Raw genomic sequence first — 14,563 nt, 5'->3', positions numbered from 1 at the left:
CGCAAAAATTATACTCCTAAGTCCTTGAAATAATTGAGGTGATATATGTTTCAGCCTGTGATTTTTAGAGAATACGACATTCGCGGTGTCTATAACGGACAGTTCGACGATAACTTCGCTTACCTTCTGGGTCGCGCCTATGTCGTTTACATGAAACAAAATAAGAATATCGACAAGCCAACAGTGGCTTTGGGTTGTGATGCTCGTGAAAGTTCTCCGGCAATCATCAAGAACCTCGCAAAAGGCTTGATGGATTCTGGTGCAAATGTAGTTCACTTGGGTCTGGTCACCACTCCGGTTTGTTACTTCGCCACTTTTGAATTGAAAGTGGATGGCGCGGTTCAGGTGACAGGTTCCCACAATCCACCAGAATACAACGGTTTTAAAATTTCCGTTGGTAAAGGCACTATCTTTGGTGTGGAAATCCAAAAACTTCTGCACATCATTCAAAAAGGCGAGTTCATTGATGGTCAGGGTTCTGAAGAATCCTTCGACATCAAGCCGATGTACTATGCTCGCTATGCGAAAGAGTTTGGAACAATTCCAAATACGAAAGTTGTTTTGGATTGTGGGAATGGCGCTGGCGGATCCGTCGTGAAAGGTCTTTTCAACGCTGTTGGTTTGAATCCGACAATTTTATTTGAACAACCAGATGGAACTTTCCCTAATCACCATCCAGATCCAACTGTTGAAGAAAATCTTGTGGACCTGAAAGCTCAGGTACTTAAAGAGGGCGCTGTTGCCGGTATTGGTTTTGACGGCGATGCGGATCGTATCGGCGTGGTCGATCACACAGGCCGCATGGTTTATGGTGATGAGTTGATGGTTGTCATCTCTCGTGCGATTTTGGCTGAACAAAAAGGGGCTAAAATCATCGGTGATGTGAAGTGTTCTGATCGCTTGTACCACGACGTTGCCAAACACGGCGGACAGCCGATCATGTGGAAAACTGGACATTCTTTGGTGAAAGAAAAAATCAAAGTTGAAAAAGCACCATTTGGTGGCGAGATGTCCGGACACGTGTTCTTTGCAGACCGCAATTACGGCTACGACGATGCTCCTTACGCGGCTTTGCGTTTGGTAGAAATCCTGGCAAAGACCGGCAAAACGATTCCGCAGCTTTTGGAAGGTTTGCCACCATCCTTCAACACTCCCGAAATCCGTATCGATACCACAGAGGAAAAGAAAGTTCTGATTGTTGAAAAGATGATCGAGGCTTTCCCGGCTAAAGAGGGCGCTGACTACAAAGTGGACTTCACTGACGGAATCCGTCTGAGCTTCGCGGATGGTTGGGCGCTGTGCCGCTCTTCCAACACCCAACCAGTGGTGGTGGTTCGTTATGAATCCTCCTCCCAGGCGGGGCTAGATGCGATCCGTAACCGCGTCGAAGAGATTGTGAACAAGTATCTTTAAAAACAAAAAGCCGGGCAACAAACCCGGCTTTTTTATTTCAATTTTCTTGGTGCTTTTTTGGCAACCTTCTTTTGAGTCACTTTCTTTTTAGAACTCTTCTTGGCAACTTTGCTTTTCTTTCGCGATTTTTCCTGGGGCCAGATACCCACTCGTGGGTCTGATGTCTTTGCCAGACGAAGAATTAATTCAATTCGGTCTTCCCATCCTTCAAAAGTGAAAGGCAGATAGAGCCACTTCGGCAGCACGGGATGATTCACCAGGAAAGGAAATTGCTTTAACAAGGAATCATGATGGATTCTGTCAGTGGCAATCAAAACACCATTCCAAATCTCGAAGTCATACTTCTGACCACGATAGGAATAGTCGCCGGGATTTTCAGACAGCAGGAACTTCAACTGCCCTTGATAGTAGAGCGCCAGTCCGCCGAACATGGACTTGATAATGGCATCGGATTTTTCCGCGAAGAACTCATAGATCCAGCGGTTTTCAAATTGCTTCATACACCATAGATACCAAGGCCCCAAGAAGCTCTCAAGACGGAAAAAGGCCTCTGTCAAAGTCTTAGACACCTGGAATGTCTCCGCTGTAATCTAGAGCCTCTGAGATGTCATAGCCTTTGCATTTCAAGCCTCCGAGGTGCGCGACTATGAATCTGATTATGCTTGGGGCCGCTGTTCTTTCATTCCTTTTAACAACTTCCGTGGCCTTGGCTGAATGTCGCGATTGCACCACTGTGGATTTCGAAAAAGAGATTCAACTCAACCTGCTAACACCGATGCTGGACATGAACTTGAAGCAGAAAATTGCCTATATTCAGTCCCAGGGAATTGATGTCTTTCGCGTGAAAGATACGGAAAACCTTCTCGTGACAGTTTCATTTCTGCCGTACGCGACAGAAGATATGATTCCAAAAAAGTTCCTGAAGGTATTTTCAGAAGGCGCCATCGGCCTGTATATGACAGATTCCAACTATGCCTATGGAGTTAAAAATCCCACTATTCTTTTGATCGAAAGTACTGACGATTGGACGGTCATCCATGAGTACGCTCACTACCTTTTTGACCGGGCTCGTATGATGACTGACAACACCCGGGAATCTCTTCATTTGATGCACACTGAGGATGCTCAGGAAGATTTCTTCGAAGCCAAAGAGATCTATCGCAATCTGGGACAATATCGCGATGAAAGCCACAAGAATAGAACCATTCAAAGCTTCGTTCTATATGCCAAGATGCAGGTGTTCTTTGAACGCTCGGCAAGTCTTGAAGAAACCACAATCGAAAAGCTTTTGCGTAGATACTATGTCACACACAAGCCTCATGGCTTTGGTCGCAACGATATCGAACGCAGCGACAGATACGTCTTCAACACGTCACAAAAGGCCCAGGAATCTTTGCGCCTTATTCTGGAAGACTGTGTTGATCTGGCGAAAACTTTGAATGCTCAAGATCAGGATCTTCTGAAAGAGCTTTCCAATGTTTGCACCCAAGCAGACCTATTAAAGAAAGACGGTGTGAGAGTTTACGAAAGCACCGGCCTTAAAAAGCCGCTGGAAGAGTCGAACTAGAGGGTTTTCATTTCCAGAAAATAAAAAACCCACAACCGATGAAAGTTGTGGGTTTCTAAAGACCGTTTAACCGGCCTTCTTGATCAAGAGATCAAGCCTGAATTATTTCAAGCCCAAAGCGATGATCAATGCGTAGATAACTAGAGATTCGATAAGAGCTAGACCCAAGATCATTGGGATCAAAAGCTTACCAGAAGCCGCTGGGTTACGAGCGATACCATCAAGAGCTGTAGAAGCTGTTTTACCTTGAGCCATAGCGCCCGCGAATACAGACAAAGAGATAGCGATAGCTGCTGCGATAGCAACAAGACCGCGGTCTGCGTTAGCTACAACAGTTTCAGTTACAACAGCTGCAGATTCTTGAGCGAAAGCGGAAGAAGCAAGCAAAGTGATAGCTGCGATGATCATTTTTTTCATGTGAACTCCTTATGGTTTAAAATTTTGCCTTTTAGTGATCGTGTGCAATCGCGAATGCCACGTAGACCATTGAAAGCAATGTAAATACAAAAGCCTGAACAAAACATACGAACAATCCCATGATGTAGAATGGAATTGGTACACCGATTGGTACGAGATCCAAGAACACAGACAATACTGTGTGGTCACCCATCATAACGTTCGCAAGACGAAGACCCAAAGAGAACGGACGAACAATGTGTGAAACAAGTTCGATCACGAACATCAAAGGAGCTAGGAAAATAACCGGACCCATGAAGTGCTTAAGGTAAGCCACCGGGCCGTTTTCTTTCACACCTTGGAAGTTGTAGAACAAGAACATCAAAACACCGAAACCGAATGTCGTGTTGATGTTCTCAGTCGCAGGAGTCATACCTGGAATCATGCCCAACAAGTTGTTGAACAAGATAAAGAAGAAGACAGAAGCAAAGAACGGAATATAGTGTTTGCCGTGCTCACCGATAACCATCTCAGCCAAGCCGGATGTCATTTCAGTCAGAAGTTCGAAGATCCCGCGAAGAGAGAACTTGTTTGCAGGCATAACAGCAGTTTCACCTTTTCCAAGTGATGCTCTTGCCATCAAACCAATTCCAAACGCTGCAACAGTTGCAATACCCAAAGTAGCAACGTGTGCGTATTCGTGACCTACTCCAGGTGCTAATTGTGTCCAGTTAAATGACATCTTCTTTTCCTTCTCTTAAGGCTTCTTTCACCGCGTATGCGAGTGCTGAAAGAATAAAGCTTGCGACACCGAGAGCGAACCACAAGGTATCGAACCAAGGTAAGGCCACAAGCTTAAAGATAATAATCCCTAAAATCGCGTACTTAAATACAATGATCCCGATAGCTAGGGCAACCAATTTCTTATTGAAGATCAATACCCAGGCAACTCCGGCCAACAAGAAGCTCAGAAAAATGACCAAGCTGCCGGAAATGAAGGAATAGCTGTGTTGTGGCGCGGCAAAAAACCCTAAAAGCAGGCCTCCGAGGAGGATAACAAGGGCTTGAATGGTAAGTACAAATTTCATGGCGTTCCGGGTGGTTTCTTAGATTCTGACTCTTCCTCTTGTTTCTGCATTCTTTGCAGCAACCAGATGACTCTCCATAACCATCCCACCAAACAAGCCAGGCTTAATCCGGCAAAGATAAGGCCCTTTGTTTGATATTTCTGATCAAGGTATTGGCCAAGGTAAAAACATCCCAGGATCAAACCGACAAGTTCAAAGCCAATGGATGCAAAGATTATATACTTTTTCATTACTTCCTGAAGCCTTTCGCGCCCGGCGCATTTTTCATACGCTCTTGCAGGCGTTTAATCCGCAGCTCAATATATTCCGGAGGGTTGTACTTCCCACGGTGTTCTTCCAAAACCTCGATGGCACTTCTAAAATCAAAGTTCTCTTCGTAACAAACCGCCAGCGTCAGTGCGACGTTTTCCTGCACGGCCTTATCAGGGTAGTGATCAATCAGATCCTTAAAGATCACCGCCGCATTTTTAAAGTCCTTCTTGGCAACCAGGATATTTCCCTTCAGCATCATCGCGCTAAAACGAAGATTGTCGTCACTTTTAAGTTTCAACAAAGAATCGATTTCAGATTCTGCCTGGAAGAAATTACTCAGGTAATACTGCGCCCGCGCGATATTCATCTTGTATTGGGCGGCCTCCAGATCCGTGTGAGGCATCTGTTGCAGTTTACTGAATTCCACAATCGAAGCCTGATAGTCCTGAAGATTATTAAAATATATTGAAGCGATCTGTCTTTGTGATTCCAGGCGCTCTTTTTCATCCGTCGAATTTAAAACAATATAATGGTGATAGGCGACGGCCTTTTTAAAGTCTTTGATCTCAAAGTATGAAATTCGGGCGGCTTCGCGGGCAGCATCCAGAGGATACTTACTGGGGGCATTTCTTTTGATGACTTGATCCAGGTATCCCAGGGCAATTCGATAATGACCCTGGGATATGGATTTTTGTGCTTGCTTGAAATCTGCCTCTTCCTGGGAAGAGCAGGCTGACAGAGCCAAAACTAGGGCAACCAGCAAGGCTCTGATCATTTTAGTGAGTGACTCCCTCTGGAGCTGTTTCTTCAGCCGCAGAGTCATCCTCAGCAACAACCGCCACACCGGTCACGGTCTCTTCCTTCTCATCAATATTGATCAGGCGGACACCTTGAGTGTTACGGCCAAGGACAGAGATGTCCGTCACTTTCATGCGGATAACCTGACCCTTGTCTGTGGAAAGGATAAGCTCCATGTTGTCAGCGACTTTTTTGGTGCCGATAACCAGACCCACCTTATCGGTCGTTTTCTGAGTGATGATACCCACACCACCGCGGGACTGGATACGGTATTCGCCCGTTTCTGAACGTTTACCATAACCTTTGGAGGTCACCATCAAGATGGTGTCTTTAGTGTTCTTTTCCAGAACTTCCATAGCCACCACGATGTCGTCTTTAGCCAAAGTGATCGCTTTCACGCCACGAGCTGTACGACCCATGCCACGAACATCAGCTTCGTTAAAGCGGATGGACATGCCTTCTTTGGTCGCGATGAAGATGTCACTCTGACCGTCAGAGATTTTTACGTCGATGATCGTATCATCCAGATCTGTCGTCAGCGCAATCACACCGGCTGTTCTTGGATTAGAGAATGCATCCAAAGATGTTTTTTTGATCACACCTTTTTCAGTCAGCATAACAACATATTTACTTTCGCTGAACTCATTCACCGGCAGAATCGCACGAACACTTTCACCATTGGAAAGCTGAACCACGTTCGCCAAAGACTTCCCTTTGGAAGTTCTTGAGCCCAAAGGCAGACGGTGAACTTTACACCAGTAAACTTTACCTTTATCCGTGAACACCAACAGCATGGTTTTAGTGCTCGCAGAGAAGATGTCTGTTACGTAGTCTTCATCCTTGGTTTCCATGCCCTTCAGACCTTTACCGCCACGTTTTTGCACGCGGTATTCTTCAACCGGGATACGTTTGATCAGACCTGTGTTTGTCACAGTCACAACCATTGGTTCATCGGCAATCAGGTCTTCGTCTTCCAGGTCGCTCAGGTCACCCGTGATTTGAGTGCGGCGAGGATCGGCATAACGTTTTTTCACTTCTTCCAGTTCGCCCACGATGATTTTGTAGATTTCGCGAACATCAGAAAGGACGAATTTCAACCAGTCGATTTGTTTCATCAACTCAGCAAGTTCAGCGATGATTTTGTCACGCTCCAGGCCTGTCAAACGTTGCAAACGCATTTCCAGGATCGCAACGGCTTGTCTTTCAGAGAATTCGAATTTCTCCATCAACGCTTCACGAGCCGCATTGGCCTCTTTGGAAGCACGGATGGTTTTGATAACTTCTTCGATATGATCGAGAGCTTTTTTCAAACCTTCCAAGATGTGCGCGCGCTCTTGGGCTTTTTTAAGTTCGAAGATACAACGTTTCGTAACAACGTCACGACGGTGATCCACAAAAGCTTCCAGCATGCCTTTAAGATCGAAAGTAACCGGTTGGTTTTTCGCATCCAACGCCAGCATAATGATACCGAAGCTCGTCTGCATCTGCGTGTATTTGTAAAGTCTGTTCAGAATAACGCTGGCGTTTTCACCACGTTTCAGAACAACCACGATACGCATACCTTCTCTGGAGGACTCATCACGGATGTCAGAGATGCCTTCGATTTGTTTATCGCGAACCAGGTCCGCCATGCTTTCAATCAGCTTGGCTTTATTCACCTGATAAGGGATCTCAGTGATAATGATCTCTTCACGGTCTTTAACCTGAACGATTTCAGCCACTGCTTTGATAGTCACAATACCGCGGCCTTTTTTATAAGCCTGCAAGATGCCTTCGCGGCCGGCTATCACACCGCAAGTCGGGAAGTCCGGACCCTTAATGTGTTGCATGAGGTCTTCGATCTGACAGTCAGGATTTCCAATCAGATGAATACATCCGTCGATAACCTCGCCCAGATTGTGCGGAGGAATATTCGTCGCCATACCAACCGCGATACCCGCAGAACCGTTCACCAATAGATTTGGGAATTTGGATGGCAACACCGTCGGAATCAGCAAAGAGTCATCGTAGTTCGGACCGAAGGAAACTGTTTCTTTTTCAAGATCATTCAGCAGTTCTTCCGCCAAAGCAGTCAAACGGATCTCCGTGTAACGCATGGCTGCCGGAGAGTCACCATCGATGGAACCGAAGTTTCCCTGACCATCCTCAAGCGGGTAGCGCAAAGAGAAGTCTTGCGCCATACGAACCATTGTATCGTAAACGGAAGCGTCACCATGTGGATGGTATTTACCGATTACATCCCCGACCACACGAGCCGATTTCAAGTACGGTCTGTTGTGGCGGTTGTTCATTTCACTTTGAGCAAACAAAACACGGCGGTGAACCGGCTTTAGACCGTCACGAACATCCGGCAGGGCACGGCCCACGATGACAGACATGGAGTACTGCAGATAAGCTCCGCGCATTTCCTTACTGATATCAACTAACGTGACGCCTTTTTCTTCTTGATTATTTTCCATAAAATTTCAAATCCCTTAAAAAATTAAACGTCCAGGCTTCGTGCCAGCAATGCGTTGTCGTGGATAAACTGACGACGAGGTTCAACCATCTCACCCATCAGGATAGAGAAGGTTTCGTCGGCGGCAACAGCGTCGTCGATAGTCACTTTCAAAAGAGTTCTGTTTTCCTTGTTCAGAGTGGTTTCCCACAACTGCTCTGGATTCATCTCTCCCAATCCTTTATAGCGCTGGATGTAGATTCCTTTTTTCGTGGATTCCATAATGTGAGTGTAGAAGTCGTTGTAGTTTTCAAACTGAACTTCGTTATCACCTTCAAGAATCGTCAATGGCAGCGTGCTGATTGCTTGGATCTCAGCCCAGATTTTTCTAAGCTCGATGATCTCAGAAGAACGCAGATTGTCCGTGCTGAATTTCGTCGTCATGCGGTCTGCATAACGAACAGTGTAGATGTCAGCATAGATTTTTCCAGTTTCCGCTTCCGTCTTAACTTCGCCTTTGTATTCAGTGATACCCAAAGTCTGATCAGCATTAACCCATGCACCCAGGTCAGTAAGAACCTGTTCCATTTTTTTCGCGTCAGTGAAGGTTTTTTCAAAATCATTCACTTTGCTAAGCAGGAAGTACAAAACGTCCTTGTCGTATTTCTTGGACGAAACACGCAGAAGATCGTTGAAGCGCTGGATATTCAAAATCAGTTGACGCAGATCTTTTTCCGGCAGGGATTCTTTGCCTTTGATTTTGAAGTTACCCAGACCCGAGCTCAAAAGATACTCAGTCAAAGCCGCTTCATTTTTAAGGTAAGTTTCTTCTTTGCCTTTTTTCGCACGGTACAAAGGTGGTTGCGCGATATACACATAACCACGCTCAAGCACTAGTGGCATTTGGCGATAGAAGAACGTCAAAAGAAGAGTCATGATGTGCGATCCATCGACGTCGGCATCGGTCATGATGATGATTTTGTGATAGCGGATTTTATCCACATTCACATTGTCTTTACCAATACCAGTACCCAATGCAGAGATAATGACTTTAATCTCTTCAGAAGAAATGATTTTATCAAAACGCGCTTTTTCAACGTTCAGGATTTTACCTTTAAGCGGTAAGATCGCCTGCGTACGACGATCACGTCCTTGCTTCGCGGAACCACCTGCGGAGTCCCCCTCCACCAGGTACAATTCACAAAGAGCCGGGTCACGTTCCTGACAGTCAGCCATTTTTCCTGGAAGAGAGCCGCCATCCAAAACTGTCTTACGGCGAGTCAGATCACGGGCTTTTCGGGCAGCTTCACGAGCACGCGCAGATTCCACGCATTTCATGATGATGTTTTTTGCTACCGATGGGTTGCGATCCATCCAGTCAGCCAGTTTTTCATTCACCATCGCCTCGACAATACCTTTTACTTCGGCGTTACCCAGTTTGGTTTTTGTCTGACCTTCGAACTGCGGTTCACGAACTTTAACAGAAATTACAGCTGCCAAACCTTCACGGATGTCTTCACCCTCAAGATTTGTTTTAAGATCTTTCAAAAGATTTTTTCAGTCGCATAAGCATTGGTTGTACGGGTCAATGCCGCACGGAAACCAACAAGGTGAGTACCACCTTCATGTGTATTGATGTTGTTGCAGTAAGTGAAAACGGATTCTGAGTAAGAATCATTCCACTGCATCGCAATTTCTATGTCGACGCCTTCTTTTTCACCCTTAAAGTAAACAACTTCATTGTGCAGGGATTTTTTGGACTGATTCATGTACTTCACGAATTCAGCCACACCTTCAGAATATTGGAAGTCCTGCTTTTTGCCGTTACGTTCATCAGTCAAAGCGATATGCAAGCCTGCATTCAAGAACGCCAGTTCACGGAAACGATTTGCCAAAGTGGTGAAGTCATAACTCAAAGTTTCGTCTTTGAAGATGGTGCGATCCGGTTTGAAAGTCACTTTCGTTCCGGTTTTTGTTGTTGCTTCACCTTGAACCACCGGCGCCAGAATTTTTCCACGCTCGTAGTTTTGTCTCCAGAAATATCCATCACGTTGAACTTCCACGGACACACGGTCAGAAAGAGCATTCACTACGGAAGCACCCACACCGTGTAAACCACCAGATACTTTATAACCACCGCCGTCGAATTTACCACCGGCGTGAAGAACAGTCATAACCAGTTCCAGAGCGGATTTACCAGTTTGTTTTTGTGTTGCAACAGGAATACCACGACCGTCATCTTCGACCGTGATGGATTCATCAGCGTTGATGGAAACACTGATTTTTTTGCAGTAGCCAGCCAAGTGTTCGTCTACCGAGTTATCCACAATTTCATACACAAGATGGTGATAACCTTTGAAGGCTGTATCCCCGATATACATTCCGGGACGTTTACGAACTGCTTCGAGACCTTCAAGAACCTGAATTGAATCGGCTGAATAGGATTTTTGTTCTTCTACTGACACTGGAACCCCTCATTGCTTTGCATACCCTTCGACACTCTCGAAGAAGTCGCGTTCATCATTCACTTCCGGTTTAGAAACCGAAAGGAGCTACTCAAGAATGTGGCCATCCTTGATGCGCACAACGGAAAGCTGATCGAGGCTGAAAGAATCGGGCAAAGTGAAATCCGTGGTTGTCACAAAAATCTGCGTATTGATCTCGTGTAAGAACGTAATCAGTGCATCTCTTTTGGCTTTATCAAGCTCGGAAAGTACGTCGTCCAACATCAGCACAGGATAGGTTCCGTGAGCCTTCCTATGATACACAATTTGGGCCATTTTGAAAGACAATATGATCGCCCTCTGCTGCCCCTGGCTACAGAAAAATCGTGAGTCTTTTTGACCATATAGGAACACGATGTCGTGCTTATGAGGCCCCACCAAACTGGTGCCACTTGAGAGCTCCGCATCATGCAGTTCGCGCAGACGTTTCGTCAGTGCATTTTCGACTTGTTCTCGGGAAAAACTCACCGCGTTTTGATCGGAAACAAGGTATTCCACCGAGATATCCACAGAGGAATTCCCGGAAATGTATTGCATGGCATTATTAAACTCTTTGGAAAGTCCTGCCAGGGCGGTGATGCGAGCATGGGTTAAATCGCTCGCTAAACGCACAAATTGGGGCTCTAGGGACTCTAAAAGACCTTCAGTGACCGTTTTATCCTGCAAGCCCTCCAAAAAGTTCTTAAGGATCTTATTGCGCGTTCTAAGTGCTTTTCGGTAATCCGCAATTAAACTCACATTCCGACGATCAAAAGTCACCAGTAGTTCATCCACCAGTTCCCGGCGGTGATCAGCCCCTTCTTTGATTGAAGCCAGGCTTTCAGGACTAAACACAACACTGGCAAAAATTTTTCGGATGTCTGCAGAGTTCACACGTTTTTCGTTTAACGTCAGAACTTTGCGACTTTTTGAAAGGCCCATCTTCAGTTTGTAGTGAAGTTCATTTTGACTAATCAGCGCCTGAATAACTGATTCGCTGTATTGCGCGTTGATGAGTGTGGAGTTGTCTGAGTAGCGGAAGGAGTCCCCTTGAGAGATCATGTACATCGCCTCAAGGAGATTTGTTTTTCCCTGTCCGTTTTCTCCGAGGAAGACATTCACCCGAGGAGAGAAGGACAAGACTACGTCCCGATAATTTCGGAAATTAACCAGACGCAGTCGTTCGAAGATCATTAGATTCTCATCGGCATCACAACACAGGTGTAAGTCTGATCGTTGTGCGGTCTCATCAAACCTGGAGACAAGTGATCATTCAGTTCGAAATCAATCTTATCGTGGTTCATGCTTGTAAGAATATCTGTGATGTACTTGGCATTGAAACCAATTTTGATTTCGTTGCCAGTGTAATCCACTTCGATTTCTTCTTTCGCGTCACCCAGCTCCGGATTGTTGGAAGATATTTCCATACGACCATTGGAAAGATTCAAAAGAACCGCTTTGGATTTTTGATTCGCCAACAATGACACGCGTTTTAGTGAAGTCAGGAAAGCATCACGGCTGATCATTACTTTTTGCGGAAGCTTCTGTGGAATAAACTGTTGATAATTCGGATACTTTCCTTCGATCAAACGAATCATCAAAATTGTTGATGAATGTTTTAGTACGAATTGGGAGCCTTCCACAGCTATTTCCACAGTGCCTTCGATGCTCTCAAGAATTTTCTTAATCTCGTGAAGGCCTTTGCGTGGAATAATCACACCTTGAGTTGCGCTGACTTTGATCTCTGAAGATGGTTTATTCACCAAACTCATTCTGTGACCGTCTGTTGCCACCATCTTGAATCCAGACTGTGGATTGAGCTCAAAGAAAACGCCGTTGAGGTGATAGCGAGTTTCATCTGTGGAAACAGAGTAGATTGTTTTATCAATCATCTCTTTTAAAACTTGCGCATCAATTTTAATAAAAGCCTGAGAGTTGTAAGTTGGGAAGATCGGGTATTCTTCCGCAGAGATACCCACAATCTTGGATGTGTATTTCCCTTGCTTGATCTCCAGCCAATTATTTTCTTTTTTGATGAGTGTGATAGGACCTTCAGAAAGTTCTTTGGCAATATCAAAAAGACTTTTTGCACTGACGGCTACTTTTCCAGATTGATGAACTTGAACTTTGATTTGGTCTGTAAGGCTGACTTCCAGATCTGTGGCAAAAACCTTCAGAGTGTTTTGGTCTGCTTCCAACAAAACATTAATCAAGATTGGCATTGTGTTGCGTTTCTCAACAATGTTCTGAGTTTTTCCGATAAGGCTTAATAGATCTCTCTTATCAATTTCTAGTTTCATGAAAGACCCTCTTTTGAACGCTCTTATTATCTAATTCTATATATATAAATAACTAGTAGTAGTAGTAGGGGCGTGGAAAACCTAACAAATCCCCTAAGTCCATGTAAACACTAAAAAACATTTGTGGATAAAGACTCTGTACAACTTTGCAGTTTTTGAGCCTTTTTTGGGGGTAACTTAGATCCACATTTTAAGCCCCAAACTCTTCCACAACTCTTTCCACAGTCCACATTCACACTCCTGTGATATTGTGGATTCTCTGCTCTAAATCTTCGATATCTTTGGCAATATCCTGGTCCGTGGCTTGTAGATTCTTAACCCGTTCCAGAGCATTCATCACAGTTGTGTGATCTTTGCCACCGAAAGACTTGCCGATATCCACCAAAGATTTGTCCAAGAACTTCTTAATCAGATACATCGCGATTTGACGTGGAACGACAATCGGTTTGGCTCTGGTTGAAGATTTTAAGTCCAAAACACGCACTTTAAAGTGATCCGCCACCAGCTTCATAATCTCTTCAACCGAGATTGTGCTTTGTGTTTCGTGGTGGGCCAAAATGCGTTTAACAAGTTCGTGATCAATTGGCAGACCTTGAAGCTCAGAGAACATCTTTACCTTCTTCAGATTGCCTTCAAGCTCTCTGATGGATCGTTTGGATATTCTGGCTATGTAGTTCACGACGTCCTCAGGAAGGCGCACATTGAACTTTTCTGCCTTGTAGCGAAGAATCGCAATACGCGTCTCTAAATCCGGCATTGTGATGTCTGCGATCAAACCACGCTCTAGACGTGTACGACTGCGGTCTTCCAGGCCGTGGATATCCTTGGGCATGCGGTCGCTGGCCAAGATGACCTGCTTGCGGCTGTCGATAAAGCTGTTCACCGTGTGGAAAAACTCTTCTTGTACAGCCTCACCACGGGCGATGAATTGTACGTCGTCCACCAGCAGGATGTCAGAGTTCTCGCGGTATTTTTGGCGGAACTTGTCCATTTCATGGCGGCGGATGGCTGAAATACACTCATTCATAAAACGTTCAGCCGAGATATATGTGATTCTAAGTTGCTGATATTGCTCGCGAATATGGTTTCCAGCGGCGTGCAAAAGATGAGTTTTACCCATTCCTACAGGTCCATATATATAGAGAGGGTTGTAATCATCAGCCCCTGGGTTTCTTGCGACATTAAAGCAAGCGGCGTGGGCAAACTCTGAGTTTTTCCCCACGACAAAGGTAGAGAAAGTGAGATCTGAATTCAGACTATCCGTACTGGACCTTGGTTGAGTAGGCTGGATATTCTGAGCACGCGCCAATTGAGCCTGGAGGATTTCAGATCCACTTAAAAGCTCGTCCGGGGTAGAGGATGTCTCAATATGAGAATTTATCTTATTTCCGGTGATACTAAACTCGACCTCAAATGGCTTTCCGTAAGTGTCTGAAATCTCTGTATAAATCTTATCCTGCAGGTTCTCAATAACGAAGTATTGATGAAGGGCATTAGGCACTCCAAGAACCAAACGAGGTCGTTCGCTAGAACCCGTGGTGCTTACGTACTCAATAGGGTCCAGCCAAGTATCCAACAACTTGTTGTTGTCGTTCCTGCTTTTCATCTTTGATTTGATAAGTGTCCAAAAAGACGAGTTTAATTCCACGTGATTCCCCTCAAGTACCGGGTCCTCTTAACAAGGGGAGCTGAAGTTTTCAACAGTTGACCTTATTGCCGCAATGTGCTTTATTAATGCCCCACGTATCTAGTTGTGAACAACTTTGTGGGATACATATATAGATGTAACTGACGTCAGTTAGCGTCGTAAAAAACTGGGGAGATAGATA

Annotated in this window: 12 protein-coding genes and 1 pseudogene; 2 read left to right on the top strand and 11 right to left on the bottom strand. The window is 45.1% G+C overall.

What is annotated here, in order from left to right; all coding sequences use genetic code 11:
• Positions 1-45 precede the first annotated feature (45 nt).
• Positions 46-1,413 (top strand): phosphomannomutase/phosphoglucomutase, encoded by a 1,368-nt coding sequence (locus ACES2G_RS00065; RefSeq protein WP_374000952.1) that lies wholly within the window; start codon positions 46-48, stop codon positions 1,411-1,413.
• Between the two features lie 32 nt (positions 1,414-1,445).
• Here ACES2G_RS00065 and ACES2G_RS00060 read toward each other — a convergent pair whose 3' ends face one another.
• A complete protein-coding gene (locus ACES2G_RS00060) occupies positions 1,446-1,982 on the bottom strand; it encodes a hypothetical protein (protein WP_374000951.1) in 537 nt (178 codons plus the stop codon).
• 77 nt (positions 1,983-2,059) lie between these two features.
• On the opposite strand from ACES2G_RS00060, the gene ACES2G_RS00055 reads away from it, so the two are divergent.
• A complete protein-coding gene (locus tag ACES2G_RS00055; RefSeq protein WP_374000950.1) occupies positions 2,060-2,980 on the top strand; it encodes a hypothetical protein in 921 nt (306 codons plus the stop codon).
• A 102-nt stretch (positions 2,981-3,082) separates the two neighbouring features.
• On the opposite strand, the gene ACES2G_RS00050 is transcribed toward ACES2G_RS00055, so the two are convergent.
• From ACES2G_RS00050 to dnaA, 10 genes and pseudogenes are all read right to left on the bottom strand, one after another.
• On the bottom strand, positions 3,083-3,397 hold the full coding sequence (locus ACES2G_RS00050) for an ATP synthase F0 subunit C (protein ID WP_374000949.1): 315 nt from the start codon (positions 3,395-3,397) through the stop codon (positions 3,083-3,085).
• A 31-nt stretch (positions 3,398-3,428) separates the two neighbouring features.
• Positions 3,429-4,118 carry a F0F1 ATP synthase subunit A gene (gene atpB, locus ACES2G_RS00045; RefSeq protein ID WP_374000948.1) on the bottom strand — a complete coding sequence of 230 codons (690 nt, stop codon included), beginning with the start codon at positions 4,116-4,118 and terminating at the stop codon, positions 3,429-3,431.
• On the bottom strand, positions 4,108-4,464 hold the full coding sequence (locus ACES2G_RS00040; RefSeq protein ID WP_374000946.1) for a hypothetical protein: 357 nt from the start codon (positions 4,462-4,464) through the stop codon (positions 4,108-4,110). Before ACES2G_RS00040 ends, atpB begins: the two co-directional genes overlap by 11 nt.
• Positions 4,461-4,694 (bottom strand): AtpZ/AtpI family protein, encoded by a 234-nt coding sequence (locus tag ACES2G_RS00035; protein ID WP_374000945.1) that lies wholly within the window; start codon positions 4,692-4,694, stop codon positions 4,461-4,463. The genes ACES2G_RS00040 and ACES2G_RS00035 overlap by 4 nt, the downstream gene beginning before the upstream one ends.
• Entirely contained in the window at positions 4,694-5,491 is a 798-nt protein-coding gene (locus ACES2G_RS00030) for a tetratricopeptide repeat protein (RefSeq protein ID WP_374000944.1), read from the bottom strand. Before ACES2G_RS00030 ends, ACES2G_RS00035 begins: the two co-directional genes overlap by 1 nt.
• A gap of 1 nt (position 5,492) precedes the next feature.
• Positions 5,493-7,973 (bottom strand): DNA gyrase subunit A, encoded by a 2,481-nt coding sequence (gyrA, locus tag ACES2G_RS00025; protein ID WP_374000943.1) that lies wholly within the window; start codon positions 7,971-7,973, stop codon positions 5,493-5,495.
• A 23-nt stretch (positions 7,974-7,996) separates the two neighbouring features.
• Positions 7,997-10,416, bottom strand: a pseudogene (gene gyrB / locus ACES2G_RS00020) (DNA topoisomerase (ATP-hydrolyzing) subunit B).
• Between the two features lie 87 nt (positions 10,417-10,503).
• Entirely contained in the window at positions 10,504-11,628 is a 1,125-nt protein-coding gene (gene recF / locus ACES2G_RS00015; protein WP_347355657.1) for a DNA replication/repair protein RecF, read from the bottom strand.
• A complete protein-coding gene (gene dnaN / locus ACES2G_RS00010) occupies positions 11,628-12,734 on the bottom strand; it encodes a DNA polymerase III subunit beta (protein ID WP_347355658.1) in 1,107 nt (368 codons plus the stop codon). Before dnaN ends, recF begins: the two co-directional genes overlap by 1 nt.
• Before the next feature lie 232 nt (positions 12,735-12,966).
• Positions 12,967-14,340 (bottom strand): chromosomal replication initiator protein DnaA, encoded by a 1,374-nt coding sequence (gene dnaA, locus ACES2G_RS00005; RefSeq protein ID WP_374000942.1) that lies wholly within the window; start codon positions 14,338-14,340, stop codon positions 12,967-12,969.
• Between the last annotated feature and the right edge of the window lie 223 nt (positions 14,341-14,563).

Origin of the sequence: Bdellovibrio bacteriovorus (genome assembly GCF_041888015.1) — a bacterium.
Taxonomy (GTDB): Bacteria; Bdellovibrionota; Bdellovibrionia; order Bdellovibrionales; family Bdellovibrionaceae; genus Bdellovibrio.
Note: the sequence above shows the minus strand (reverse complement) of the source record. Positions and strands in the feature narration are given on the sequence as shown.

Excerpts from the sequence above, each read along its gene's own strand:
- dnaA (WP_374000942.1), bottom strand. The coding sequence starts at position 14,340 with ATGAAAAGCAGGAACGACAACAACAAGTTGTTGGATACTTGGCTGGAC.
- dnaN (WP_347355658.1), bottom strand. The coding sequence starts at position 12,734 with ATGAAACTAGAAATTGATAAGAGAGATCTATTAAGCCTTATCGGAAAA.
- ACES2G_RS00035 (WP_374000945.1), bottom strand. The coding sequence starts at position 4,694 with ATGAAAAAGTATATAATCTTTGCATCCATTGGCTTTGAACTTGTCGGT.
- ACES2G_RS00065 (WP_374000952.1), top strand. The coding sequence starts at position 46 with ATGTTTCAGCCTGTGATTTTTAGAGAATACGACATTCGCGGTGTCTAT.
- recF (WP_347355657.1), bottom strand. The coding sequence starts at position 11,628 with ATGATCTTCGAACGACTGCGTCTGGTTAATTTCCGAAATTATCGGGAC.
- ACES2G_RS00055 (WP_374000950.1), top strand. The coding sequence starts at position 2,060 with ATGAATCTGATTATGCTTGGGGCCGCTGTTCTTTCATTCCTTTTAACA.
- ACES2G_RS00050 (WP_374000949.1), bottom strand. The coding sequence starts at position 3,397 with ATGAAAAAAATGATCATCGCAGCTATCACTTTGCTTGCTTCTTCCGCT.
- gyrA (WP_374000943.1), bottom strand. The coding sequence starts at position 7,973 with ATGGAAAATAATCAAGAAGAAAAAGGCGTCACGTTAGTTGATATCAGT.
- atpB (WP_374000948.1), bottom strand. The coding sequence starts at position 4,118 with ATGTCATTTAACTGGACACAATTAGCACCTGGAGTAGGTCACGAATAC.
- ACES2G_RS00040 (WP_374000946.1), bottom strand. The coding sequence starts at position 4,464 with ATGAAATTTGTACTTACCATTCAAGCCCTTGTTATCCTCCTCGGAGGC.
- ACES2G_RS00030 (WP_374000944.1), bottom strand. The coding sequence starts at position 5,491 with ATGATCAGAGCCTTGCTGGTTGCCCTAGTTTTGGCTCTGTCAGCCTGC.